Source organism: Leifsonia sp. Leaf264, assembly GCF_001422325.1.
Lineage (GTDB): Bacteria > Actinomycetota > Actinomycetes > Actinomycetales > Microbacteriaceae > Orlajensenia.
In genome coordinates, this window is sequence record NZ_LMMR01000008.1 from 13957 (window position 1) to 38111 (window position 24155).

Genomic DNA, 24155 nt, shown 5'->3' on the forward strand with positions numbered 1-24155 from the left:
CGATCCCTTCGGGGGTCGGCGCCTCCGCGTTGCGTCGCCCTGTGCGCCGGGCGCGCGGCATCCGTTCGCCATGGACACGGCCCTCGGGATGCGTCCCGAGGCCGCCCGGTACGCTGAGACGGTGCTCACTCCCCCGGTCACTCCGAAGCAGCCCACCGAACGCACCCATCACGGCGACACCGTGGTCGACGACTACGAATGGCTGCGCGCCAAGGAGGATCCCGCGGTCCTCGCCCACCTGCACGAGGAGAACGCGTACACGAAGGCGCGCACCGAGAAGCTGGGCCTGCTGCAGGAGCAGATCTTCGAGGAGATCAAGAACCGCACCCAGGAGACCGACCTCAGCGTTCCCCGCCGCGAGGGCGACTGGTGGTACTACACCCGCACCGTCGAGGGCAGCCAGTACGGCATCCACTGCCGCGCTCCCATCAGCGGGCCCGACGACTGGACCCCGCCGGTACTGGAAGGGGACGCATCCGTGCTCCCCGGAGAGCAGGTCCTGCTCGACGACAATGCCGAGGCGGACGGCCAGGACTTCTACTCGCTCGGCAGCTTCGACGTCTCGACGGACGGGAGCACCCTGCTCTACGCCACCGACCTCGAGGGCGACGAGCGCTACACGATCCGGCTGCGCTCTCTGGCCCCGGATGCCGCGGGCGACGAGTTCGCCGACGTCATCCCCAACACCTCGTCGGGTGCCCTCTTCGACCCGAGCGGCCGCTACCTCTTCTACGCCACGGTCGACGACGCCTGGCGCCCCGACACCATCTGGCGGCACGAGATCGGAACGCCGCAGTCGGCCGACGTCTCGGTGTTCCATGAGCCCGACGAGCGTTTCTGGATCGGCGTCGGCCTGACCCGCAGCCGCCAGTACCTGGTGATCGAGGCCGGGTCGAACGTGACCACCGAGATCCACCTGCTGCCGGCATCCGACCCGACGGGCGAGTTCTCGGTGGTCTGGCCCCGCGTCGACGGCGTCGAGTACGACGTGGAGCACGCGATCGTGAACGGCCACGACAGGCTGCTCATCGTGCACAACGACGGGGCGGTCAACTTCGAGCTCGTCAGTGTCGCGGCATCCGACCCCCAAGGCGACCGGCGGATGCTGCTCCCCCACGATCCGGCGGTGCGGCTCGAGAGCGTCGACGCGTTCCGCGACTTCGTGTCGGTGGAGTACCGCCGCGACGGCCTGCCGCGGGTGGCCGTGGCGCGCATCCCCGACGCGACCCACGACGACGCCCTGCACGAGCTCGGCTGGGACGAGCCGTTGTTCGCCGTGGGAACGGGGTCGAACCCCGAGTGGACGCAGCCGACCTTGCGCCTCGGCTACACCAGCTTCGTGACGCCGTCGACCGTGTACGACTACGTCGTGGCCACCGGCGAGCGCCGCCTGCTCAAGCAGCAGCCCGTGCTCGGCCACTACGACGCGAGCCTGTTCGAGCAGCGCCGCGAGTGGGCGACAGCGGCCGACGGCACGCGCATCCCGATCTCGCTCGTGTACCGCCGCGACCTGGTGACCCCGGGCGAACCCGCCCCGACCCTCTTGTACGGTTACGGCTCGTACGAGCACTCGATCGACCCGGGCTTCGGCATCCCGCGGCTCAGCCTGCTCGACCGCGGCATGATCTTCGCGGTCGCCCACGTGCGCGGCGGCGGCGAGATGGGCCGGCTCTGGTACGAGCACGGCAAGAAGCTGCACAAGCGCAACACCTTCACCGACTTCGTCGACGCCACCAAGCACCTCATCGAGGCCGGCTACACAACGCCGTCGAAGCTGGTCGCGCAGGGCGGAAGTGCCGGCGGCCTGCTCATGGGCGCTGTCGCGAACCTCGCGCCGAAGTACTTCTCCGGCATCCTCGCTGAAGTGCCCTTCGTCGACCCGCTCACCTCGATCCTCGATCCCTCGCTGCCGCTCACCGTCATCGAGTGGGACGAGTGGGGCAACCCGCTCGACGACGAGGAGGTGTACCACTACATGAAGTCGTACTCCCCCGTCGAGAACGTGCACGAGGTGCACTACCCGCGCATCCTCGCCGTCACCAGCCTCAACGACACCCGGGTGTTGTACGTGGAGCCTGCCAAGTGGGTGGCGCGCCTCCGCGAGGTCGGCGCGGATGCGCTGCTCAAGATCGAGATGGCCGCTGGCCATGGCGGCGTCTCCGGTCGCTACAGCGCTTGGCGTGAGCGCGCTTTCGCCTACGCCTGGGTCATCGACGCTGCTGGGGCGCACCCGAGCGGCGAGTAGCGACCTCCTGGTGACGCCCTGCCGCCCCAGCCCGGCGCCGTGCCTCCGTAGCCCGGCGCCCCGCCGCCGTATGCCCGGCGCCCCGCCGCCGTGTGAAGGCACCCCGAGAAGCCCCGCCCCGGAATTCCGGGCCTCAGCCGCAGTAGGCCTTCACACGGCGGCCGGATTGCCTTCAGACGGCGGCCCTGCACGGCGCGGGCACGGCTGAGCGGCGCGACGCGCAGGGCTGGGCGGCGCGCAGGGCGGAGCGCCGCTCGATCAGGAGGCGGCCCAATGCCGCGGATGCTCCAGCCCCGCCGGCAGCCGCGTCGACGCATCGCCCTGCGCCGAGGCCACCTGGGGGCCTGTGAGGAACAGCGCCGCCGAGAGGTCGGCTCCGCTGAGGTCGGCATCCCGCAGGTCCGCGCCGATCAGGTCGGCGCCGCACAGCTCGGCGCCACGGAGGTCCGCCGCGATCAGGTAGGCGCCCCGCAGGTTCGCCCCACGCAGATCGGCCGCGCGCAGCTTCGCGCCCATGAGGTCTGCGCCACGTCCGGCTCGCGGATGCGGCTCCCGGCCGGCGAGCGCATCCGCCCGCACCATCTCGCTCACCCGCACCAGTGCAGCGTTCACCCGCGCCCAGTGCTCGTCCACGTCGAGGGCGAGGAGAGCATCCGGAGTCCCTCGTGTCAGCCTCTCGGTCTCGGCGAGCAGGGTCTCGATCTCGGCACCGCTGACGGATGCCGCGACCGCGCCGCCCGCGAGCGCCGCAACCCGCTCCCTCGCCTCGACCAGGTACCAGAGCAGCTCGTGCAGCTCCTTCATCACGCCGAACGACGCGAACATCTCCGACGCGGTCGATCTGTCGCCGCGCCAGCTGCGGCCGCCGAAGGTCTGCTGCGAGATGTGCTGGCCGGCGCCGAAGCAGTCGTAGACCGTGCAGCCCCTGAATCCGATCTCACGAAGCTCGGAGTGCACGCCGCAGCGGTAGTCCTCCTTCAGGTTCGGGCACGGGTCGCCGGCGCTCTTGTCGATGGCGAAGTCGGCTGATGCCACGAAGTTCAGCGCCACGCAGCACAACGCGAAGCAGTTCGCGCAGTCGGCGCGGAGCGCGCTGCGATCGGTCAGCGGCAGGAAATCGGGCACGCGGTCCAGCCTAGGACGGCTGCAGTTCCCCGTCAGCGTCGAGGACGGCAGCGTGCTCCTGGGCGTAGCGGGCCGCCCGACGGATGCGGACGATGAAGATCGGGTAGTAGATGACGAGCACGACCACGAGGATCATCGCCAGCACCGTGTAGAAGAGCGGCGGCTCACCGTCGATGAGGACTCCGAGGTACTGGATCAGCAACGCGAGGTAGAGCAGCGTCGTGTAGCCAAGCTGGAACCCGAGCGCCGAACGCGCCACCACGGCGTAGCGCACCGCCGCCACGCGCTCATCGGGAGCGAGCTCGATGTCCTTTCCGCGCAGCACCACGCGGGCCAGCTTGCGCACGAGACCGAGATCGCGCCCCGCGCTCTCGCGCAGCGCGAGGTTGAGCGGGCGCGCCACGATGATGCCGGCGAACGTCGCCGCGAGCAACGCGATCTGCAGCGCGAACAGCACGAAGCGCCCCGAGGGCTCGGCCCCCGCATCCGCGAGCGCGAGCAGCGTCGTGAACACCAGTCCTGCAGCCATCGCGATGACGAAGGTGAGCGCGATGATGAGGATCTTGCGACGGATCTGCGCGCCGTCGATCACGCTCAACGCTCTGTCGTCGGGTGGACGTCGATCGTCGCGCACGCCCAGCCAGCGGCCCACGACGATGGCGACGGTCAGCAGAAGGGCAGCACCCCCGACGATGACGACGGGCACCCAGATCGGAGACGCTGCGGCGAGGGAGAACACGACGATGGCGACGGCCGCCAGAACGTCGAGGCCGACTACGATCCAGAACCACCACCGGTAGTAGCAGCGGCTCTCCTCGTTGCGGCGCACGTCCCAGTAGGCATTGAGCGACCCAGGAGCAGGGGACCGTAGACGAGGATCGTCAGCGCGAAGGTCGCGAGCGGGCCGAGCCAGGGATCAGCATCCGGCGTCAGCCTGACGATGAGCACCACGCCGCCCAGCAACGCGACCGTCGCCACCAGAATCGACATGATGAACGCGAGTACGCGCACGCTGACCCACCCCCTCATCGATAGCCGACTCTCAGCCAACACCGCGGGCGGGCGGCGACGCAAGGGCTTGCGTCACGCCGTGCTGCCGACGAGAATCGGCCTCGGGTCAGGCCTTTGACGACTCTCGGCGGGACGAGACTCGGCGGAGGGTGAGTGCTCAGGCGGATGCAGGAACCTCCGCCGCAGCATCGTCGGTCCGCCGAGCAGATGCGAGGCCGGTCAGGCCTTAAGGCCGCTCAGGCCTTCAGGCGCAGGCGTCGGGTGTTCGCGGCGGCCTTCTCGTTGACCTCCACGACGTCGGAGCGCGAGGCGATGAAGTCGGAGAACGACTTGAAGCCCAGCGGCTTCTCCTTGAACGCCGGGTCCATGCGGATCATCTGGTTCTTCACCTCGGATGTGAACGCCCACTCCTCGTCGTTCGAGCGGGTGTGCACCAGGCGCAGCGCACGCACGAGCAGGTCGGTCGCTGCCTTCTGCGTGGTGGCGGGGTCGACCGGCGCCTCCTCGACGTCCTCGTCGAGCGCCGAGTCGAGGGGCTCGAGCGGGTGCGAGAACTCGGGGATCGTCGTCGCCTTGCGCTTCGGTCCGCTCTCGGGAGCTGCGGATGCAGCACCGGATGCAGCGGGCTCGGCCTTGGCCGCGGCATCCGTCGACTTCGCCCGGCGGGATCCGGCCTTCGCCTTCGTGGCGGGGGCAGTCTGGGCCGCATCCGTCGCCGGAGCCTCTGCCGGAGCAGCGGCTGCAGGGGTTGCCGCCGCGCGCGGCGGAGCGACCCAGCGCTCGATGCCGGGCAGGTCGTCGTAGTCGGAGAACTCGTCGCAGGCGGCCATGAGGGCCCGGCTGGTGGCACCGGCCACGCCGATTCCGATCACGTGGCGGCCGAGGCGGCGAGCGCGCTGGGCGAGCGCGATGTAGTCGGAGTCGCCGGCGACGATCACGACGTGGGTGACGTCGGGCAGGCGGAACAGGTCTTCGACGACATCGACGGCGAGACGGATGTCGGCGCCGTTCTTGCCGGCGAGCGTCGTGGTGAACATCTGGGTGAGGTCGATCGCCCGGTCGATGAGCTGCTTCTGGTACGCCGCGTTCACGCGCTGCGACCAGTCGGCGTAGGCCCGGCTCACGACGATGGAGCCGAAGGAGGAGGCGTAGTCGATGACGGCGCCGACGTCGACCTTGGCCTGCTGCAGGCGGCCTGAGACCTCGTCGGTTCCGCCCGAGACCACCTCGTGGGTGCGGGCGCGGTCACGGGTGAAGGCGGCCTTGCCGAACATCTGGTTGTAGCGCGAGATGACGATGTTGTCGAAGTCGATGTAGACGGCGACGCGGGGAGTCTGGGGTTCAGCCATGCGCCCCATCATCCTCGGTATCGCTGGAGCCCGCTCGCCACCGGGGTCCGCCGGTCGCCAGTTGTGGCCGTCTGGCGGCCGCACGAACCGCTCGGCTCGCCACGTCCGGACGCTCGAGGTCTCGTCGACCGGCCACAGGTGGCGAGTGGATTCAGCGTGAACGGCCCCAAGTGGCGAGCGGCTACAGCAGGATGTCGCCGGGCTCCGTGAGCTCGCGCCAGCCGCCCGCGGCGACGGAGTGCGGCATCCGATCGGCCGCCACGAGCTCGTCGAGCACCAGCCCCGTCGCCGCAGCGATGTCGGCGATGGGCACCTGGAAGGTGCGGTACGGGCCGAGCATGGGCGGCTCGCCGGCGGCGCTCAGAGTTCGTTCGGCCTCGTGATCGCGCACCAGCGACGACTGGTCGAGGATGAAGCCGGCGGCGAACAGGTCGGGAGCGTCGGCCGCTGCACCGCTCGCCGTCCACGCCACGACCTTCCAGAACCTCAGCGGGATGCGGATGCCGCGGTACGGCGGATCGTCTGGCCCGAGGACTGGCGCCGTGAACACGCTGAGCTTCAGCTCGTTGACGCCGGCGAAGGCGAAGACGTGGTCCTCGAGGCCGAGCCAGAGCTCCTTGCCCTGGTTGAACGTCGACGCCTGAGGGGCCGCGTTGGTGAAGTGGAAGGTGTCGGACTCAGCGGTCTCGGCATCCGCACCCCAGACCGGATCGCGGCGACGAACCAGGTGCCCGCGATCGAGGTCGTTGCTCGCGTAGACCGCCGGGCCGGTCTGCCAGTCCTCGGGAATGCGCTCGTCGAAGCGCCAGTCGTCGCCACGCGGAAGATCGATGATGGCGGCCCCGTCGATGTTCACTCCCGTCGCACGGGCGAGCCTGCGCTCCCGATCGAGGTCGACCGAGAAGTGCACGTAGTCGAGCAGGGCCGATTCGGGTTCGACGGATGCCGCCGTCTCCGACTCCACGGCGGCAGGGGTCGGGAACTGAACGGGAACGGCGAGGAAGTTCGGATCGAAGCCCATACGCCCAGCCGACCACGGACCGCCGACAGCCACAAGGGCCGAACACACGATGGCTGCACACCACGAGGCACGGACGCAGCCCGCGGCGACCCAGTACCCGCTATGCGGCGACGACCTGCTCCTCTTCGTCACGGGTCACGGCGAGGGTCTCGTCGGCGATGCGCGTGCGCCGCACGCTCCAGCCGTGCACGACCACGATGAGCATCAGGCCGGCCGTCGCCCACAGCGCGAGTCGCAGGCCGTCGAATCCGAACTGCCGCCCCGGGAAGTAGGCGAGCGACTGCACGGCGTCGATGAAGGCGGCGCCGTTCCAGAAGGTGTGCAGGCCGGCGAACAGCGCCGGTTGGAACGGAGCGGCGAAGATGCCGCCGCAGCTGGTGACGTTGAGCATCACGAACAGCAGCGTGAGCGCCGGAGTCGTCCACTTGCCGAGCACCGGATGCAGCCCGACACCGATCGCGATGATGCCGAAGACGTAGAGCCAGGACACCAGCCAGATTCCCCAGACGCCGTTCGGGATCATCTGGAAGACGGGTTCGGCGACGACGACTCCGATGGCCGCGACCACTCCGGAGACGAGGGCGGCGATGCCCATGCGCCAGCCGATGCCGATGCGGGCCGTGACGGCGGCGATGGCGATGGCGCTCGCATAGGCGCCGACGCTCAGCGCCACCATGAGGAAGAAGAGCCCCTGGCCCGTGCTGTCGTGCTCGCCGACGGGAACGACGTCGTCGACGGTGAACGGCAGGTGCTGGCTGTAGGCGATGGGCAGAAAGATCTTCTGGGCCGCGGCCGCCGTGGTGTCGGATGCCGCACTCGCGACCACGAGCGTCGCTTCCGTCGCGGTGGTCTCATAGGCGGCTGCGACGTCGCCGTCCCGCACGAGCTTCTCGGCGGAGGCGTGGGTGGGCGTGGTCTCGACGTGCAGCTTGCCGTCGGCACGGTCATCGAGCGTCTGCGCGAACACCATCGATGCGGGCGAGTCGCCGACCACGGCCACGTGCAGGTCGTGCGGCGCCGGCTCGTGGAACGCGCCGAGGTACGACAGCGCCATGCCTGCAGCGAGGAACAGTGGGATGGCGAGATGCGCCGCGAGCGACTTCCAGAAGGCCGCGCCCGGAACGCCCAACGGCCGTGCAGGCGTCGGGGACGGGGAAGCGGACGAGCCCGAGGCGAGGGCGAGAGGCGGGGAGCCGGGGGTGCGGTGGGCAGACATGCTGAAGCCGTTCGAGAGAGGGAGGGGGAACAAGGCGCTCGGCAGCGTCGACGCCAGAAGTTGTAAATAGCAACCTACAAGGTTGCATCACTCAACTCAAATCCTCGAGGTCGCACTAGGTTGGAGGCATGGTCATGGAATTGACGGAGCCGACCGACCCAGCCCCCGCGATAGCCCGCATCCGCGACGAACTGACCACGGCCACGCGCCGCGGATCCGCTCGCGCCCGTCGCACGCATCCGTCGTTGTCCCTGGTCGACCAGTCGCTGCTCAACTTCATCGAGGCGAACCCCGGTGCGCGCGGCGTCGACATCGCCAACCACTTCCAGCTGCACAAGTCGACGGTCTCCCGGCAGCTCAAGATCCTGTTCGACCTCGGCCTGGTGCAGTTCGCTCCGGATGCAGCAGGGTCGGGCGCCGGTCCGGCGACGCGCGGCCAGGCCATCGAGCTCACGGCGAGCGGCCGCATCCTGCAGGCGGAATCATCGGCCGAGCTCCTCGCGGCCCTCACCGACCGCCTCGCGCACTGGGGTGCCGACGACCTCGAGACCTTCGCCGCACTGCTCTCGCGCTACAACAGCGGCGCGTAAGCGCTCGGCATCCGGCGGCCCCGGTGCCGACTGACGCCGGTCACTCCGGACCACCGCCGACGGAGGCCAACCACGGCAGCACCTTCGGCACGGCCCGCAGCGCGACCTCCCCGTGCCCGGTGCCCGGGATCTCGTCGTAGACGACGTCGACGCCGAGGTCCTTCTCGTGCCGCACGAAGTCGCTCGTGAGCTCGGGATGCACCAGGGTGTCGTCGAGCCCCTGCGCCACGAACAACGGCACCGGCAGTGCCGTCGCTCCGGGGGTGTTGTCAGCCAGCATGGTCTTCCACGGCTCGGTGGTGGCCGGGTCGGAGGACAGGAACCTCCCGATCAGGGGCGTCGCGATGGCGTGCAGCTGCTTGTTCTGGCCGAACAGGCAGAGCTTCGCCATCGCCGGCACCGCGGCGGCGCCGGCCGGGGTGAGGATGTCGCTGAGGTCGGCATCCGGCGTCGACGGCCCGTAGACCGAGCTGAAGGCCGCGAAGGCATAGGCCGAGATCGTCACCCCTGAGACGTCGCCGATGTCGGCGTTCATGAGTCCGCCGAGATCGGTCGCCGGAGCCGCGACGGCCACGGCCTCCAGAGCGAGCTCCGGCGCGTAGGTCGCTGCCCTCTGCCCGGCGAAGAGCGCCGCGTGACCGCCCTGCGAGTGGCCCCAGAGCACCAGCCGATCGCTCGCGCCGGTCGGGAGCGATCGGGCCGCTCGTGCGGCGTCGAGCAGGTTGTTGCCCTCGGTTGCACCGATCAGATACGAGGCGGGGCCGGCGGCACCCATGCCGGAGTAGTCCGCCGCGACGACGACGTAACCGGCCTCGAGGAAGTCGCGGAGGCCCTCGATGAGGATGAACGGGTCGACGCCGACGGAGGGCGCGCAGCGCTGCGCAGCCCCGGTGGTCGGGTGCCCCCACGACACGATCGTGCGCCCCTCTGCCGGCGCTGTGCCGACGGGGGCGACGACGATTCCCGACGTCAGGATGTCGTGACCCAGCACATCCGTGGAATGGAAGAGCACGCGCCAGGCCTCGGATCCGGTCGGAGCGCTCAGCAGCCGCTCCGACCGCACGATGGTTCCCGGTGGAGCGGATGCCTCGGACCCCGTCGTGCGGTAGAAGCCCGGCGCCTGCCACTCCTCGACGATTCCGGCGTCGACGCGGCGATCGACGGTGACGGTGAAGAGGGCGATGAGCGTCGCCGTCAGGGCCGCGAGCACCGTGACGATCCAGCGCCGCTGCCGACGCCGGGGCTGCGTTCCGTCGGGACTCTGCGCCACCATCGCACTGTAGCGCGGGGGCGGCTGGCGGCCTCAGCAATCGCCCGCATCCGCACGGTCGCCGGCCCTGTCGCTACTTGACGAGTGCGAACCCGCCGGTCCAGCCGATCTTCTCCTGCACCGCGAGCGTCAACTGCAGGAAGCCGAGTGCCTCGAGCTCGCGCGCCCGCTTCAGCGAGCCGGCGTCGATCGAGGCGACTCCGGCATCCGTCAGCACCGAGGCCAGCAGTCCCTTGGCCGCATCGTCGTCGCCGGCGATGAGCACTGTGACGGGCGCATCGCCCACGGTCTTCGAGGCGAGGGTGCCGGCGAAGGTCGTGTTGAACGCCTTCAGGACCTTCGACTCCGGGAGCGCTTTCGCGATGACGGATGCCGCCGACCCGTCGGCCGGAACCACCAGGCCGTCGAAGGTGGCGAAGTCGAGCGGGTTGGTGATGTCGACGACGACCTTGCCGGCGAGCGCGGCCCCGTGATCGTCGAGGATGCCGGCGACCGACGGGTACGGAACGGCGAGAACGACGATGTCGCCCGCGATCGCGGTGGACTGATGGTCGATGAACTCCACGGTGTGACCGCCCTCCGCCGCGAGCGCGCCGATGGCCGTGCCCATGTTGCCGTTTCCGATGATGCTGACCGAGGTCATGGCGTCTCCCTAATAAGTTGTTCCAACAACTAAAGACCGTACTCGTCTTAGGTTGTTTCTTCAACCAATCGAATAGAATCAGGGCATGGTCGACACTCGGATCCCCGATTCCTCAGGCATGACCGCGGCCGAGGAAGCGGCCTGGGTGCGCCTCATCGCGGTCACCGAACTGCTGCCCGGGGCGCTCGACGCCCAACTCCTGCGCGACGCGCGACTCACGCACTTCGAGTACCGCGTGCTCATGGTGCTGGCCGACTCCGACAACCACACCTCGCGGATGACGCGGCTGGCCTCGCAGACGAACGCCACCCTTCCCCGCCTCTCCCACGTGGCGCGGCGTCTCGAGGAGCGCGGACTCATCGAGCGCTTCCCGTGCCCGGAGGACCGTCGGGCGACGAATGCCCGCCTGACCGATGCCGGACTCGCCCTGTTCGCTGAAGCCGGACCCGGCCATGCCGAGAACGTCCGGGCACTCGTCACCGACGCGCTGTCCCCTGAGCAGCTCGAGCAGCTGTACGCGATCGGTGGCACCCTTCTCGAGAGGCTCGACCCCGAGGGACGGATGTCGGCGACGGCGTGCCGGCCGGCGCTGGGCTCGGAGGCAGCCGACGCGGCGTCAGCCGACACGACATCGGCGTCGGCATCGGCGTCGTCGGCATCCGCCTGACTGCGACCCTCTTGCACGAGAATCCGGCGAATCGGCCCGATCTCGAGAAATTCTGCGAATCGCGCTTCTTTTTCAACCGCGCCTGAAACCAGCTGCGAGACCCCGCCCTGCCCCGTCATCATGCGGATGCATGGGTATCAGACCCGGTGGCAGCGACATCCGGATTCGGATGACATTAACAGGACAACATGAGGTTTCGTCCAGAGAGCGTGTGCAGACTGGCGACTTCGCCCGGGCGCCCCCGCCCGAGGAACGAAAGATTCAGGCCCGCGCCAGCCGTAGCGCCGCGCGATCCGCCGAGTGAAAGTCATACGAAACCTGTTCTCCTCGCTGAAAACCCGTACCTCCATCTCGAAGAACGAGGCTCTCCACGCCTCTCCCCGCCGCTCGGTCTGGCACCGCGGCCGCGTTCCCATCCTCACGGCCGGCGCCCTCGTCGCCGTCGGGAGCATGGTCGGAACCGGCTTCGTGCTGCAGTCCGCTGTGACAGCGCAGAATGAGCGCAACGTGGCCACGGCCGCCTTCGCCCAGAGCACCGGCCTGCACTCCGAACAGCTCGCCGCACACGGCGGCATCCTCGAGGCCCAGGCCACCAAGTCGGCGACGGTAGCCCTCGCCGGCGCCAAGCAGACCATCGCCGCAGCGAAGGACAAGGCCGACGCCACGGCCCTCTCCACGCACTCCTCCGCGCTCAGCCACTACGAGCTCCTCGCTCCGCAGCGCGTCTTCGCGCTTGCCAGCCAAGTGACGGCGGATGCGAAGAAGGTCGCCGCCGCGACAGCCGAGGCCGACCGCGTCGCTGCCGAGAAGGCCGCAGCCGAAGCCGCCGCCGCGGCCGAGGCCGAGGCCGCAGCAGCAGAGGCCGCCGCCGAGGCCGAGGCCAGCGCGTCCACCGAGACGGCGTCGAGCGGATCGCGCCCGTCCGCCCCGTCGAACCCCAGCGAGGCTCAGTCCATCGCCCGCGACATGATGGCGTCGCAGTACGGCTGGGGCGACGACCAGTTCGGTTGCCTCGTTCCGCTGTGGGACAAGGAGTCGGGCTGGAACGCCAACGCCTACAACGCCTCGAGCGGTGCCGGCGGCATCCCGCAGGCCCTGCCCGCCAGCAAGATGGCGTCGGCCGGAGCCGACTGGGCCACCAACCCGGCAACCCAGATCAGCTGGGGCCTCAGCTACATCGCCGGCCGCTACGGCTCGCCGTGCGCCGCTTGGGATACCTCGGAGTCGCAGGGCTGGTACTGATCCAGCGCTGGGGTGATGCCGGCGCACCCGTCACCGCCTGAACCCTCCCGTCGAGTCGCCCCGATTCGTCGCCACTGCAGGCACAGGAAGGCCTGAAGTCGACGAAGCTGGGCGACTCGACGCGTTGCGGATGCCCGTCACCACGCCGACGGCGCCGGCGGCACCACGACGGGCGGACGGTCGTCGCACGTGATCGTGTTCGGCAGCTCCCAGGGCGCCAGCCACGGTCCCGTCGTGCCGCCACCGTCGTTGCCGCCGAGGTCGGTGATGCTGAACTCCGATCCGGTGGGCGTGAAGTTGAACGCTCCGCAGTTGTTCACGCCCACAGCCCCGACGTTGCGGGCGTCGACGTTCTCGAAGCTCGCCGATCCCATCGCCCGGGCGCTCAGCACCGAGGTGCCGGTGCCATCGACCCGGATGTTCGCGAAGTGCAGGTTCGTGACCGAGTAGAGGTCCTTCACCGGCCAGTCGGCCACGACCATGATCGCGTTGTAGGTGTTGTCGAGGAAGTGGTCGCCCGACACCTGGATGTCGGCGTCGATGTTCTTCTCCAGCGCGTAGAACCAGATGGCCCCGAGCCCGATGTTCCAGTTGAGCTCGTAGGTGCCGGCGCGCACCGTGGTGTTGTCGGTGATCCAGAGGTGTCCCGCGAAGGCCTCGGCGCCGAACCGCGACCCCACCTGGATCGCACTGCCCTCGCGGATCGGGTCGGCGATGAGGTTGTTCGACACCGTGTTGTCGCTCCCGCCGTAGATGGCGATGCCGTTCGCCAGGGTCGGCGTCTGCACGGTGTTGTGGTCGAAGGTGTTCCCGGCGTTGCCCACCTTCTCCGACCACATCGCGAGGCCGTCGTCACCGGTGTTGCGCACGAAGTTGTTCGCCACCGTCGAGTTCGTGACTCCGGTGTGGAAGTTGAGCCCATCGGCGATCTGGTCGACGATCACATTGTCGGTGATCGACAGGTTCGTCATCGGTCCGTCGAGCCAGATGCCCACCTTGGTGTGCTGGATGTACAGACCGTCGATCGACGAGTCGCTGAGCGCGCCGCCGATGCCGTTCACCTGATCGGTGTCGATGCGCTCCCGCACGTCGCCCTGGATGGCGAAGCCTGACAGGTGCACGTTGTGGCTGCCTCCGACCGAGGCATCCTTCCCGTAGAAGCCGACCCCTGTGTGCACAGACCCGTCGGGCGTCGGCGTCGAGAGGGCGACCTCCGAGCCGCGGATGGTCGTGTACCAGTTGCCCGCGCCCTCGATCGTCACGTCGTCGACGATGATGTGCCGGTTCACCTGGTAGACCCCCGGTGGCACGTAGACCTTCAGCTTGCTCTTCTTGGCGAAGGCGATGGCCTTGTCGAAGGCTCCGGCCGAGTCCTTCCTGCCGAGCGGATCGGCACCGAACAGCAGCACGTTCGCCGCCACGAGTCGTACGTGCGGAAGACCAACCTTCTCGGAATCCAGCAGGTCGATCACCGTGGCGGATGCCGCACTCCCGGCGGGCGCCGTGAGACGGATGACGTCGCCCGCCTTGTAGGTCTTGCCGAGCAGCAGTCGTTGCTCGTCGAAGAAGTGCATGGGGCGGAAGGGCGTCGAGATCACCGGCGTCGGCGTGGTCTGCGACGGCACGCAGGAGCACTCGGTGATCCACCAGTCCGGATGCAGCAGCCCTGCCTGCGGATCGTTCGTGAACGGGTACTGGTTGTACAGCCAGGAGTACTGCGAGGTGAGCGTCATGGTGCGCTTCGCCCCGCCGTTCGCCGTGACGGCCAGGGGTGCCGTGATTCCGCCGCCCGTCGCGGAATCGGGGATGCTGTAGCGCACAGTGATGGCGTTCGCGGCCTTCGGCAGCGTGAACTCCACGTACTGCCCCGGCGCGAGCGAGACGGCGCTGCGCCCCGAGGCCTCGGCGGCGAGGGTGTAGGCGGTGCGATCGGCGGCCACGATCGCACCGTTCGTGACCGCGGACTCGGCCTCCTGCTCGCTGAACGCCACAGCGGCGCCCCGCCCGGCGACAAGGGCCGGGTCGAGCGCCGCCCGGGTGACTGCGGGTGCCGGAGCTGGCGTGGCTGCCGGGCTCGCCGCCAGGGCGGCGGTCGCTCCGCTGAGGGTGAGGCCGGCCGCGATCGCGACGGATGCGGCAGCTGCGACGCCCGCGGTGAGCCAGCGGCTGCGGCGGTGGTCGGGGTTTCGGGGGACGTTTCGTGTCATCGTCGACTCGCTCCGTTATCAGTGGTGCACTCCGGTGGGCACTCCGGACGCTCTCGCGCCACGGGATGAGGCGACCTTACGGCCGCCATCCGGAAAGCCACAAGGGTATGTGAGGAATTGTCACGAAAGCATCCACTTCTTGCGCTATGCCGCGCATCGGCTTGCAAGGAGCACGCAAGGGATGCCGGATCCATCGGGAATGGGGGACAACAGTGGTTGCCGCTCGGGGCCGAGAAGGTCGATAGTGGAGACGACGCCGGAATGAGCGCCAACCCTCGCTGCACTCGAGGAGGCTGCCATGTACAGGGGACTCGTCCGCTGGCTGTTCGCCGCGGCCGTCGTGGTCACGCTCGCGGGCTGCGGCGGGCCGGGCTCGAACCTCGGTGAGGTCGATCCCGACGACCCAGTCGTCGTGGATCCCGAATCCGGGGACGAGGCACCGCCACCCGACGACGGAGGGTCCGATGAGCCGGCCCTCCACCTCGCGAACCTGCCGATCGGCGGAGGCGTCGTCGACAGCGCTGATCCGGCGGTGCAGTGCGTCGAGGTGAACTGGCTCGGCCAGGAGGACGCCGCCGACATCCCCCCGAGCGTGCACATCGGGGTGACGCAGATCGACTTCACTCCGGCGATCTTCGACCTGGGAGAGGGCGGATGCTCCAGCTCGCTGCCGCCGTGCACGGACTACGTCTACGGCGCCGACGCTCGCGCCTGCCTTCTCGTCATCCGGCCGAACGGTGAGCCGTTCGACCCCGACGGCGCCAGGCCCGTCGTCGCCCTCCAGGCCGACATCGCCTGCGATGATCCGGCCTCGACGGAATGCTCCGACTTCGAGGAGTCGATCCAGGACGAGACCCAGACCCAGTTCTCGCAGATCGAACTCGAGTTCCCGCCGACGGATACCGGCGACACCGACCCCGGCACCGACCCCGGCACCGACCCCGGCACCGACGGCTGATGCGGCGCGGCAGCAGGCGCGACGCGAGCGACGGCGCTCACCCCGACCCGACGACGCCGTCGCCGTCGCCGAAGGAGGAGACCGCTGCCCCCGCCGGCGCGCAGTTCGAGCGGTGGACGGGATTCATCGGCAACGTCGTCGCTCCGGCGACCCTGATCGGCGCACTGCTGTTCTACTTCGGCTACGTCTCGTCGCGCGCGCAGTTCGACTACTTCGGAGTCGACGTCGACGTGATCGGGCTGAGCACGCAGGACTACGTGATGCGCTCTCCCCAGCCCCTGCTCGTACCCGTGCTCGTCCTCACCCTGCTCGGCGCCGGGCTGATCGCGCTGCACGCCGGCCTGCGCCGACGACTGGCCTCGCCGCGCCTGCGCAGCGGCATCCGTGGTGCGATCATCGTGGGCCTCATCGTGCTGGCGGTCGGGCTGGTGCTGGTCTTCCTCTACCCGGTGATCGGCGCCTGGGCGTACTACCCCCTCGTCGCCCCGCTGGTGCTCGCCGTGGGTGCGGCCCTCACGGCATACGGCCTCGGCACCCTGCGGGTGATGGAGAGGGATGCGGCCACGGCATCCGGAGCCCCGCCACCCCGCCTCGGCGTCATCGTGCTGCTGTGGGCCACCGTGGCTGCTGCCCTGTTCTGGGCGACGGCCACTGTCGCGCAGTGGTCCGGCCTCGGCCTCGCCCAGGCCCAGGCGCGGCACCTGGACGAGCTGCCGAGCGTGATCGTCGACACCCAGCAACGACTGTACCTGCCCGAGCAGACGGGCGTGCACGAGGTCGCGCTTCCCGGTGCCGAGGACGACAGGTTCCGGTACCGGTACTGGGGGCTGCGCCTGCTGATCGTCGGTGACGACCGCATGTTCCTGGTGCCCGACACCTGGAGCAACCGCGACACCACCCTCGTCGTGCCGCTCGACGGGTCGACCCGCGTGCAATTCCAGTTCCGCAATGACGCTCCCGAGTGACGGATGCTCCGGAGTAGCGTGGCCGACATGACCGACACCAATCTCCCCGACGACACCAGCCCCGACGACCGCGACTTCGCCGACGACCCCGAGGTGCAGGCGAAGCTGCGCAAGGAGAACGACAAGGACCTCGGCGTCGACCCGTTCTTCGAGGGCGCGAACATCACCGAGAGCGACGGGCCCGTCCTCTAGTCAGGTGCCCACCCCGCGCCTGCCGGGCGCGCTCACGCCATTTCCGGGGGTTCCGCGCCACCTGACGTGGCGCACACCCCCACGAAATGGCGCGCTGCATCGCGGTCGGCATCCGGTCGCACCCACTCGGCTGGCATCCGCTCGCCCCGCTACTCTCGACATGGCCGATCGGCGGCCACGATCGAGAGGCGCACATGGCTGAGCACGTCTTCATCTCAGGACCCGCATCCTGGAACCGCCTGGTCTACCTCGACCACCTCCCCGAGCCGGTCCCGCACATGCAGTTCGCCACCGAGGAGTACGAGACGCTGGGCGGCACCTCTGCTGGCAAGGCGCTCGGACTGGTCGGGCTCGGGCGGCCCGTGGTGCTGCACACCCTCCTCGGCAACGATCCCGACGGCGAGCGCGTGCGTCGCGTGCTCACCGAGAGCGGCATCGGTCTCCTCGCCCCCGAAGCCGACGCCACAGAGCGCCACGTCAACCTCATGACTCGCGCTGGCGAGCGCGTCTCGCTCTACCTCTCGACGCCCACCTCGCCCGGGGCATCCGCCGACGACGAACTGATGACGGCGATGACGGATGCCGCAGCCCTCGTGCTCGACCTCTCGGTGCGCAGCCGCGACCTGCTGTCCGCTGCGCGCGCCACGGGAGTTCCGATCTGGACCGACCTGCACGACTACGACGGCGAGAGCGAGTTCCACCGGCCGTTCCTCGAGGCGGCAGACGCCGTCTTCTTGAACGCCGATCGACTTCCGGGCGACCCGTGGGACTTCCTCGAGGCGATCGTGAGCGTCGGCGCGAGCCTCGCTGTCTGCACCCTCGGAGCGCGGGGTGCCATCGCCGTGTCGGCATCCGAGCAGGGGATGCGGCGCCACGAGGTCGCGGCCGTTCCCGTGGTCGTGCGCGACACCAACGGAGCCGGCGACGCCTTCATGTCGGCCGTGCTCGACGCCAGCCTCGCCGGCACCGACGTCGATGCCGCCCTCGGCGCCGGAGCCGCCCACGCCGCCTCGGTACTCACGACCAGGCACCTGCATCCGTCACTCGACGCCCTGCTCGGAGACTGAGCCCGATGGCCAGGCTGAAAGATGCCGTCGCGTGGGCATAGTGTCGAAGCATCCGTTCGAGGGGGGGACCATGACGAGACTGATGATCATCGTCGGCAGCGTGCGACCGGGCCGGGTGGGGCTGCCGATCGCCGAGTGGGCGCGCGCCGAGGCCATCGAACACGGTGGATTCGACGTCGACTTCGTCGACCTGGTCGAACTCGGCCTGCCGTTCATGGACGAGCCCAACCATCCGCGGCTGCGGCAGTACACGAAGCCGCACACCGTCGCGTGGAGTGAGCGGGTGGACGCGGCGGATGCCTTCCTCTTCGTCACGCCGGAGTACAACTACAGCTCCTCCCCCGCTCTCAAGAACGCCATCGACTTCCTCAACCAGGAGTGGTGGCGCAAGCCCGTCGGTTTCGTCAGCTACGGCGGGGTCTCATCAGGCACCCGTGGTGTAGTCGCCCTGCTTCCGGTCCTGGTCAGCCTCGGCATGATCCGGGTCGGCGCCAACGTCGAGCTGACCTTCGGCGGCAAGCAGGTCGTCGACGGCGTCTTCGTCCCGCAGGAGAAGGAGACGGCGATCATCCGCAAGGAACTCGATGAGCTGCAGGCGCTGGCCGAGGGCCTGGCGCCGCTGCGCTGAGATCCGTTTCGTCATGACTGTCACCCCCTCTCGCGGCATCAGTGTCGAGAACTCGACCTAGTTCACCCTGATCAGGGTCTTCTGCAGGCCGCTCGATCCATCGGGCGCGATGGGGGCGCGCTCCTCGATCTGCTGCTCGCCGTTCTTGTCTGTCGCGCGCACAGTGACGTAATGGGTGCCTGAGGTGGCCTCCCAGTCGACGTACCACTGCACCCAGGTGTCGACGTTGACCGGAACCGAGAGTTTCGCGGCCTGCCAGTCGTTGTCGTCGATCTTCACGTCGACCTGCTTGATGCCCACGGTCTGGGCCCAGGCGACACCGGCGACCTTCACCGGACCGGCATCGATGGCCTTGTCGAGGCGCGGGGTGTCGATGCGCGATGAGAACTTGATCGGAGCCTTCGCGCTGTACCCCCGCGGAGTCCAGTACGCCTCGTCCCTGGCGAAGGTGGTGACCGTGAGTTCGGTCAGCCACTTGGTCGCCGACACGTAGCCGTAGAGGCCCGGCACGACCATACGTACCGGGAAGCCGTGCTCGAGCGGCAGCGGTTCGCCGTTCATACCCACCGCGAGGATGGCGTCCAGCTTCGGATCGGTGAGGGAGGCGAGCGGGGTGCTGGCCGTGAAGCCGTCGATGCTGCGCGAGAGCACCATGTCGGCTCCCGACTTCGGGGCCGCCTTCTTGAGTACGTCGCGCACCGGGATTCCCAGCCACTTCGCCGTGCCGAGCAGGTCGCCGCCGACCTCGTTCGAGACGCAGGTGAGAGTGATCGAGTACTCGTCGAGGCCCATGCCCACGAGGTCGTCGAAGCTCAGCTCGACCTTCTCGCCGACCATGCCGTCGATCGTCAGCGTCCAGCTGTCGGGATCGATGCTCGGCACGGTGAGGGCCGTATCGACCCTGTAGAAGTCCTTGTTGCTGGTGAACAGCGGCGTGATTCCCGGAATGTCGAGGTCGGCGCCATCCGGGACCATCACCTTCTCCCGGGCTGCAGGCAGCTTGAGGGCCTTGCGGACGGCGTCGATCGACCCCGTCGTCACGTTCACGACGCGGGCGCCGACACCGACGATCACGGCTCCGGCCGCGCTGATTCCGAGCAGGCGCAGGAATCCACGGCGGTCGACGGGGCTCTTCGCGGCCGAGCTGGCGGAGGTTGCGGATGCCGCGGGGCTGGTGTCTGCGGCATCCGTCACCGGAACCGCATCGCGGCGCGACGCCACCACGTCGTCGCGCCACGAGCGGAGCTTGGTGATGAGCAGCCAGAGGAGAAGGGAGCCGACGATCGTGCCGACCACCGGCGGCAGCCAGGCGAGGGCACTGGCTCCGGCCCTGGTCACGATGGCCGCCGTGGAGAGCACCCCGGCGAGGCCCAGCGCGATGACACCGAGCGGTGGACGCAGGAACTGCAGCACGCCGGCGACGGCGGCTGCGACGGCCACTCCGAACGCGAGACCGAGCAGCAGGAAGAGCTTGTCGTTGGCGCCGAAGGTCTCGATGGCGAATTCCTTGGCCCAGCGCGGAACGATGTCGATCACGAACGATCCGACCGCCAGGATGGGACTGCCCTCACGGGCGACGATCAGGGCGACGAGCTCGGCCGAGGCGAGGAAGGCCGCGGCACTCACCAGTCCGGCGAGCGCGCTCCACGCCCAGAAGCGCTTCCGGGGGTGGCGCTCGTCCTTCGCCATGGCAGGTCTCCGCATCCGTCGTCGCGGGAGATGACCCGCTACTGATGTGTTCGGAGCGCTCGGGCGAACGGATGGCGCGCCTCACTCCGCTCCACCTTCCGTTCGCTGAGGGCCGAGCGCAGCGACCGCCCGAAGCACTTGGACCGCAGACTGCGTCCGGCCTCAGCGAGCGGGGGCTCTGCGGCGCCGCAATCGCGGCCTCAGCGTGTGGAAGGCCGCGCCCACTCCAGGAGCCTCTCGACGGGCCAGGTGTTCACCACGCGCTCCGCCGGCACCCCCGCCTTCTCCGCCCGCGCCGCCCCCAGGTCGAGCAGACCGAGCTGTCCGGGCGCGTGCGCGTCGCTGTCGATGCTGAACAGACAGCCGATCTCCAGCGCCAGCGCGATGAGCTCGTCGGGCGGATCCTGCCGCTCGGGCCGCGAGTTGATCTCCACCGCCACCGAGTTCTCCGCGCACGCCTCGAACACGCGCCGGGCGTCGAACTCCGACTGCGGCCTCGTGCCGCGCGAGCCCTGCACCAGCCGCCCGGTGCAGTGGCCGAGTACGTTCGTGCGCGGATCGGTCACGCCGCCCAGCATCCGTCTCGTCATCGTCGCGGCATCCGCTCGCAGCTTCGAATGCACCGATGCGACCACCACGTCGAGCTGCCCGAGCATCTCGCGCGTCTGGTCGAGTGATCCGTCGACGAGGATGTCGACCTCGATCCCGGTGAGCAGACGGATGCCGCTGCCATGCGCATCGAGCGCCTCGATGACCTCGAGCTGCTCGCCGAGCCGCTCCGCCGTCAGGCCCCGAGCCACGGTGAGGTTCGGGGAGTGGTCGCTGATCACCAGGTACTCGTGTCCGAGGGCCTCGGCCGCGCGGGCCATCGTCTCGATGCCGGTGGTGCCGTCCGACCACTCGGTGTGGCTGTGCAGGTCGCCACGGAGCTTGGTGCGGAGCGAGCCGGGAGGAGCATCCGTCGCGGCATCCCGCTCCCGCAGGTCGGCGAGGTAGTCGGGCACGCGCCCATCCGTCGCCTGCTCGATCACGCGATAGGTCGTGTCACCGATGCCGGCGGTGCGCTTGAGGCGGCCGTCGGCCACGCGCGCCGCGACCTCGGCGGCTCCGAGCGGCTCGATGATGCCGGCGGCCTTGCGGAACGCCTTCGACTTGTAGCGCGACGCCAGTTCACGCTCGAGCCTGAACGCGATCTCCTCGAGGGCTTCGACGGGGTCCATCCCGCCATCCTCGCCGTCGCGGCGGCGCAGCGCTACGGGGTTGCGGGTAGCGTCGGCGCCCGTCACAGCGCAATTCAGGTCGGATTCGTTCTGCCCCGGCGTGTCGACACCGGCCAGCCGCGTGGCGCCCGATCGAGTCTGAATAGTGCGGCGACGGGCGTGCGGATGGGTGGCTCAGGCCAGGTCGGGCAGCAGCTCGCTCAGCAGGCTCCGGATGCGGGCCTTGATGTCGTCGCGGATCGGACGGACCGCCTCGATCGACTGGCCGGCCGGGTCGTCGAGCTCCCAGTCCTCGTAGCGCTTGCCCGGGAAGATCGGGCAGGTGTCACCGCAGCCCATCGTGATGACGACATCGGAGTCGCGCACGGCATCGGTCGTGAGGATCTTCGGCACGTTGTTCGCGATGTCGATGCCCTCCTCGGCCATGGCCTGCACGGCGATCGGGTTGATCTGGTCCTTCGGCTCCGAGCCGGCGGAGAGGACCTCGACGCGGCCACCGGACAGCGCCGTCATGTAGCCGGCGGCCATCTGCGAGCGGCCGGCGTTGTGCACGCAGACGAAGAGCACTGAGGGGGTCACGCTGCCGATTCTAGGCTGCCCGGGTGAACACCCTGCCGCCGCGCGTGAGGGGACGCTTCCGCACGGTGACGAGCCGCCGGCACCGTGCGGAGGCGTCCCCTCAGCGCCAGCGGCGCCGGCGGCGCGTGCGCGCGCCCCGGCGAGCGGCATCCGTCAGCGGAGCAGGCTGAACTCGCTCAACTCGTCGGCGGCCACGTCGGCGGGGTCGGGGGTACGGGAGAGCAGGTCGCGGAAGCGCACGGCGTCGTCGGGCTGGTCGGTGACGATGCCATCGGCGCCCGCCCGCAGGAAGTCGCGGATGCGGTCGTCTCCGTCGACGGTCCAGACGTAGACCGGCTTCCCCTCGGCGTGCGCCTCCGCGAGGAACTCCGGGGTGAACGAGGCCTGCTCGAGCGTGAAGAAGTCGCACGGGCTGTCGGGAACCCCGCCGGCGCTCACGGCGATGGTCAGTCCCACGGTCAGGGCCGGGCGCAGGGTCTTGAGCCTGGAGACGACATCCGGATCGAGCGAGTGGTAGATGTTCTGGTCGGTCACGCCCAGCGCGTCGAGCTGGGCGAGGAAGTCCTGCACGAAGTCGCCGTGTTCGTGGCCGTGCACCTTCACCTCGATGAGCAACGGCATCCCGATGGCGCGGGCGTGCGACACGTAGTCGGCCATCGTCGGGATCGTGCCCTCGAAACCACCCTCGCGCACCGTCGTCGACGTGGCCTCGGCCGTCGTCATGTCGAAGACGTTGCGATTGAGGCCGGAGATCATCAGCAGGTTGGTGTCGTGCAGAGCCACCCATCCGCCGTCGGCGGTCTGCTGGAAGTCGGCCTCGACGTAGTCGGCGCCGGCGTCGACCGAGGCGTCGAGGGCTGCGATGGTGTTCTCGACCCCGCCGGCCGAGAAGCCGCGGTGCGCGAACACGAGCGAGCCCGCCGCCGCCGACACCTGGGTCGACACGGCAGGGGCCGCCGTGATGGCGAGCGCGACGACGACGGATGCCGCGACCAGGCGCAGCGCGACCGCGCGCACGACCCGGCGAGGCCGGCGAGGAGACGCCGCGACGGGCGCATGGCCGAGCTGCACCCTGATCTCGTGCACCAGCACGTTGAAGATGAGCACCGCGGCGGCTCCAGCGGCGACGCAACCGAACACCTGGCCCGCTCCGATCGCCGCAGCCGCTGCGATGGACGAGACTTCGGACCCCGGCGCCCCGGTGCGTGAGGCGACGCCGAGGAGGACCTCGACGACCCCCGTGCTGAGCAGCGATGCCGCCAGGGCCGGCACACCGAGGAGGAAGGCGAAGTGCAGGAATCGTCGCCGGGTGATGCGGATGCTCGTGACCATCGCGGCGAGCGGCGACAGCCGCCCGGTGATGAGCGCCGGCACAGTGAAGACCAGCCGCGAATTGATGTACAGCACCAGCCCGATCACCGCCGAGTACAGCAGGGTGCCGGCCGGCGTCTTCAGGTACTCACGCGTGACGAACGGCGGAATGGCGATGCCCTGCGTCACGACCGAGAACAGTCCGAGCCCGCCGAGCGGGGCGACGATGAACAGGTAGACCAGGAGCAACGGCGACGGACGACGCAGCAGGCGGGCGACGGTGGCTGCGGCATCCGTCGCGATCCCCCGAAGGGTCAGCGCGCGACCGGCGTGCTGGCGATCGGCCACGGCGAACACCGCAGCCAACTGCAGCGCCACGGCCACGAGGGCTATCGCCGCGATGGCGATGAGCAGCAGGTCCGCCAGCGGATCGACGAGCAGTGCGCCGACGTTGCGGTCGGTGACATTCCGGATGCCTGCGCTGTCGAGCGCGAGCTGGAACAGCCACCGGATGGCCGGGACCGCGACGAGAAGGGTCGCACCCTGGATGATCACCGCCGCCGTGATGGTGGCGATGAGCCCGGAGCGGGTGAAGCGCGCGGCTGTGCGCAGTTCGACGATGTCGGCGGCGAGCCTGGTGCGAAGCGGCAGACGCGGGGCACGCGGGGAACGGATGCGGCCGGCCCGCGCGCTGCGGGCGGCATCCATCGCGGAGTCCTCCCCCGTCACCGTGCCGCTGGTCACTGTCGTCGCCTTCTGGTCGTGCTCTCCGACGGCTTCTGCGGCGCGGTTCTGCTGACTGCCGGTGGCTCGAGACCGGCGCCGAGCGCCGCACCACCGAGAGGACAATCTAGCCCGGAATTCTGGGAGAAGTCGGGGGTGGTCCCCGCGTGCTCGTGCCGCGTCGGGTCCCACTCGACGCGCGTGCGGGCTCCGGATGGCGCACACTGGATGGATCGA

General features: G+C 69.5%; 21 protein-coding genes. 9 read left to right on the plus strand and 12 right to left on the minus strand.

The annotated features are described in order from the left end of the window. Nucleotides 1–70 precede the first annotated feature (70 nt). The gene (locus tag ASF30_RS19100) at nucleotides 71–2245 is read left to right on the plus strand and encodes a S9 family peptidase (protein WP_235480402.1); all 2175 of its coding nucleotides are present in this window, start codon (nucleotides 71–73) and stop codon (nucleotides 2243–2245) included. A gap of 258 nt (nucleotides 2246–2503) precedes the next feature. On the opposite strand, the gene ASF30_RS19105 is transcribed toward ASF30_RS19100, so the two are convergent. The 5 genes from ASF30_RS19105 to ASF30_RS19125 form a co-directional block, all read right to left on the minus strand. Further along, complete coding sequence (locus ASF30_RS19105; protein WP_235480403.1) at nucleotides 2504–3370, minus strand: pentapeptide repeat-containing protein; 867 nt, start codon at nucleotides 3368–3370, stop codon at nucleotides 2504–2506. A 10-nt stretch (nucleotides 3371–3380) separates the two neighbouring features. Beyond that, complete coding sequence (locus ASF30_RS19110) at nucleotides 3381–4199, minus strand: hypothetical protein (RefSeq protein WP_055910617.1); 819 nt, start codon at nucleotides 4197–4199, stop codon at nucleotides 3381–3383. Between the two features lie 418 nt (nucleotides 4200–4617). Next, complete coding sequence (locus tag ASF30_RS19115; protein ID WP_082468118.1) at nucleotides 4618–5730, minus strand: NYN domain-containing protein; 1113 nt, start codon at nucleotides 5728–5730, stop codon at nucleotides 4618–4620. Nucleotides 5731–5911: 181 nt separating this feature from the next. Further along, nucleotides 5912–6751, minus strand: a complete 840-nt coding sequence (locus ASF30_RS19120; protein WP_055910623.1) for a DNA/RNA non-specific endonuclease — start codon at nucleotides 6749–6751, stop codon at nucleotides 5912–5914. Between the two features lie 100 nt (nucleotides 6752–6851). Further along, complete coding sequence (locus tag ASF30_RS19125) at nucleotides 6852–7967, minus strand: hypothetical protein (protein WP_157497527.1); 1116 nt, start codon at nucleotides 7965–7967, stop codon at nucleotides 6852–6854. Between the two features lie 128 nt (nucleotides 7968–8095). On the opposite strand from ASF30_RS19125, the gene ASF30_RS19130 reads away from it, so the two are divergent. Then, entirely contained in the window at nucleotides 8096–8557 is a 462-nt protein-coding gene (locus ASF30_RS19130; protein WP_082468120.1) for a MarR family winged helix-turn-helix transcriptional regulator, read from the plus strand. Nucleotides 8558–8597: 40 nt separating this feature from the next. Here the strand turns inward: ASF30_RS19130 and ASF30_RS19135 are convergent, their stop codons facing one another. Beyond that, entirely contained in the window at nucleotides 8598–9827 is a 1230-nt protein-coding gene (locus ASF30_RS19135; RefSeq protein WP_235480404.1) for an alpha/beta hydrolase family protein, read from the minus strand. Nucleotides 9828–9900: 73 nt separating this feature from the next. Next, on the minus strand, nucleotides 9901–10470 hold the full coding sequence (locus ASF30_RS19140) for an NADPH-dependent F420 reductase (RefSeq protein WP_055910632.1): 570 nt from the start codon (nucleotides 10468–10470) through the stop codon (nucleotides 9901–9903). An 85-nt stretch (nucleotides 10471–10555) separates the two neighbouring features. On the opposite strand from ASF30_RS19140, the gene ASF30_RS19145 reads away from it, so the two are divergent. Both ASF30_RS19145 and ASF30_RS23420 read left to right on the plus strand, forming a co-directional pair. Continuing rightward, a complete protein-coding gene (locus ASF30_RS19145; protein ID WP_055910635.1) occupies nucleotides 10556–11137 on the plus strand; it encodes a MarR family winged helix-turn-helix transcriptional regulator in 582 nt (193 codons plus the stop codon). A 300-nt stretch (nucleotides 11138–11437) separates the two neighbouring features. Beyond that, the gene (locus tag ASF30_RS23420; protein WP_235480405.1) at nucleotides 11438–12379 is read left to right on the plus strand and encodes a lytic transglycosylase domain-containing protein; all 942 of its coding nucleotides are present in this window, start codon (nucleotides 11438–11440) and stop codon (nucleotides 12377–12379) included. A gap of 137 nt (nucleotides 12380–12516) precedes the next feature. On the opposite strand, the gene ASF30_RS19155 is transcribed toward ASF30_RS23420, so the two are convergent. After that, entirely contained in the window at nucleotides 12517–14586 is a 2070-nt protein-coding gene (locus tag ASF30_RS19155) for a glycosyl hydrolase family 28-related protein (protein WP_055910637.1), read from the minus strand. Nucleotides 14587–14884: 298 nt separating this feature from the next. Here ASF30_RS19155 and ASF30_RS19160 point away from each other — a divergent pair, with 298 nt between their 5' ends. The 5 genes from ASF30_RS19160 (at nucleotide 14885) to ASF30_RS19175 (ending at nucleotide 18396) form a co-directional block, all read left to right on the plus strand. Beyond that, nucleotides 14885–15544 (plus strand): hypothetical protein, encoded by a 660-nt coding sequence (locus ASF30_RS19160; RefSeq protein WP_055910639.1) that lies wholly within the window; start codon nucleotides 14885–14887, stop codon nucleotides 15542–15544. Further along, nucleotides 15544–16509 carry a hypothetical protein gene (locus tag ASF30_RS19165; RefSeq protein WP_200918492.1) on the plus strand — a complete coding sequence of 322 codons (966 nt, stop codon included), beginning with the start codon at nucleotides 15544–15546 and terminating at the stop codon, nucleotides 16507–16509. Before ASF30_RS19160 ends, ASF30_RS19165 begins: the two co-directional genes overlap by 1 nt. 27 nt (nucleotides 16510–16536) lie before the next feature. Continuing rightward, the gene (locus ASF30_RS22895) at nucleotides 16537–16701 is read left to right on the plus strand and encodes a hypothetical protein (protein ID WP_157497529.1); all 165 of its coding nucleotides are present in this window, start codon (nucleotides 16537–16539) and stop codon (nucleotides 16699–16701) included. Between the two features lie 194 nt (nucleotides 16702–16895). Continuing rightward, nucleotides 16896–17768 carry a carbohydrate kinase family protein gene (locus ASF30_RS19170; protein ID WP_055911040.1) on the plus strand — a complete coding sequence of 291 codons (873 nt, stop codon included), beginning with the start codon at nucleotides 16896–16898 and terminating at the stop codon, nucleotides 17766–17768. Between the two features lie 70 nt (nucleotides 17769–17838). Further along, complete coding sequence (locus ASF30_RS19175; RefSeq protein WP_055911042.1) at nucleotides 17839–18396, plus strand: NADPH-dependent FMN reductase; 558 nt, start codon at nucleotides 17839–17841, stop codon at nucleotides 18394–18396. Nucleotides 18397–18453: 57 nt separating this feature from the next. On the opposite strand, the gene ASF30_RS19180 is transcribed toward ASF30_RS19175, so the two are convergent. The 4 genes from ASF30_RS19180 to ASF30_RS19195 all read right to left on the minus strand — a co-directional run bounded on the left by ASF30_RS19180 (nucleotide 18454) and on the right by ASF30_RS19195 (nucleotide 23939). Continuing rightward, on the minus strand, nucleotides 18454–20085 hold the full coding sequence (locus ASF30_RS19180) for a molybdopterin-dependent oxidoreductase (RefSeq protein WP_055910640.1): 1632 nt from the start codon (nucleotides 20083–20085) through the stop codon (nucleotides 18454–18456). 200 nt (nucleotides 20086–20285) lie between these two features. Further along, a complete protein-coding gene (locus ASF30_RS19185; RefSeq protein ID WP_055910643.1) occupies nucleotides 20286–21305 on the minus strand; it encodes a PHP domain-containing protein in 1020 nt (339 codons plus the stop codon). Between the two features lie 174 nt (nucleotides 21306–21479). Then, nucleotides 21480–21884, minus strand: coding sequence for an arsenate reductase ArsC (locus ASF30_RS23425; protein ID WP_268765564.1), 405 nt, complete (start codon nucleotides 21882–21884; stop codon nucleotides 21480–21482). A 153-nt stretch (nucleotides 21885–22037) separates the two neighbouring features. Next, nucleotides 22038–23939: a glycerophosphodiester phosphodiesterase gene (locus ASF30_RS19195; RefSeq protein ID WP_157497531.1), complete on the minus strand. Its 1902-nt coding sequence runs from the start codon at nucleotides 23937–23939 to the stop codon at nucleotides 22038–22040. Nucleotides 23940–24155 lie beyond the last annotated feature (216 nt).

Coding starts and splice junctions, on each gene's coding strand:
- ASF30_RS19185 (WP_055910643.1), bottom strand. CDS start 21,305: ATGGACCCCGTCGAAGCCCTCGAGGAGATCGCGTTCAGGCTCGAGCGT.
- ASF30_RS19125 (WP_157497527.1), bottom strand. CDS start 7,967: ATGTCTGCCCACCGCACCCCCGGCTCCCCGCCTCTCGCCCTCGCCTCG.
- ASF30_RS19165 (WP_200918492.1), top strand. CDS start 15,544: ATGCGGCGCGGCAGCAGGCGCGACGCGAGCGACGGCGCTCACCCCGAC.
- ASF30_RS19140 (WP_055910632.1), bottom strand. CDS start 10,470: ATGACCTCGGTCAGCATCATCGGAAACGGCAACATGGGCACGGCCATC.
- ASF30_RS19120 (WP_055910623.1), bottom strand. CDS start 6,751: ATGGGCTTCGATCCGAACTTCCTCGCCGTTCCCGTTCAGTTCCCGACC.
- ASF30_RS19175 (WP_055911042.1), top strand. CDS start 17,839: ATGACGAGACTGATGATCATCGTCGGCAGCGTGCGACCGGGCCGGGTG.
- ASF30_RS19145 (WP_055910635.1), top strand. CDS start 10,556: ATGGTCGACACTCGGATCCCCGATTCCTCAGGCATGACCGCGGCCGAG.
- ASF30_RS22895 (WP_157497529.1), top strand. CDS start 16,537: ATGACCGACACCAATCTCCCCGACGACACCAGCCCCGACGACCGCGAC.
- ASF30_RS19100 (WP_235480402.1), top strand. CDS start 71: ATGGACACGGCCCTCGGGATGCGTCCCGAGGCCGCCCGGTACGCTGAG.
- ASF30_RS19180 (WP_055910640.1), bottom strand. CDS start 20,085: ATGGCGAAGGACGAGCGCCACCCCCGGAAGCGCTTCTGGGCGTGGAGC.
- ASF30_RS19170 (WP_055911040.1), top strand. CDS start 16,896: ATGGCTGAGCACGTCTTCATCTCAGGACCCGCATCCTGGAACCGCCTG.
- ASF30_RS19155 (WP_055910637.1), bottom strand. CDS start 14,586: ATGACACGAAACGTCCCCCGAAACCCCGACCACCGCCGCAGCCGCTGG.
- ASF30_RS19130 (WP_082468120.1), top strand. CDS start 8,096: ATGGTCATGGAATTGACGGAGCCGACCGACCCAGCCCCCGCGATAGCC.
- ASF30_RS19160 (WP_055910639.1), top strand. CDS start 14,885: ATGTACAGGGGACTCGTCCGCTGGCTGTTCGCCGCGGCCGTCGTGGTC.
- ASF30_RS19115 (WP_082468118.1), bottom strand. CDS start 5,730: ATGGCTGAACCCCAGACTCCCCGCGTCGCCGTCTACATCGACTTCGAC.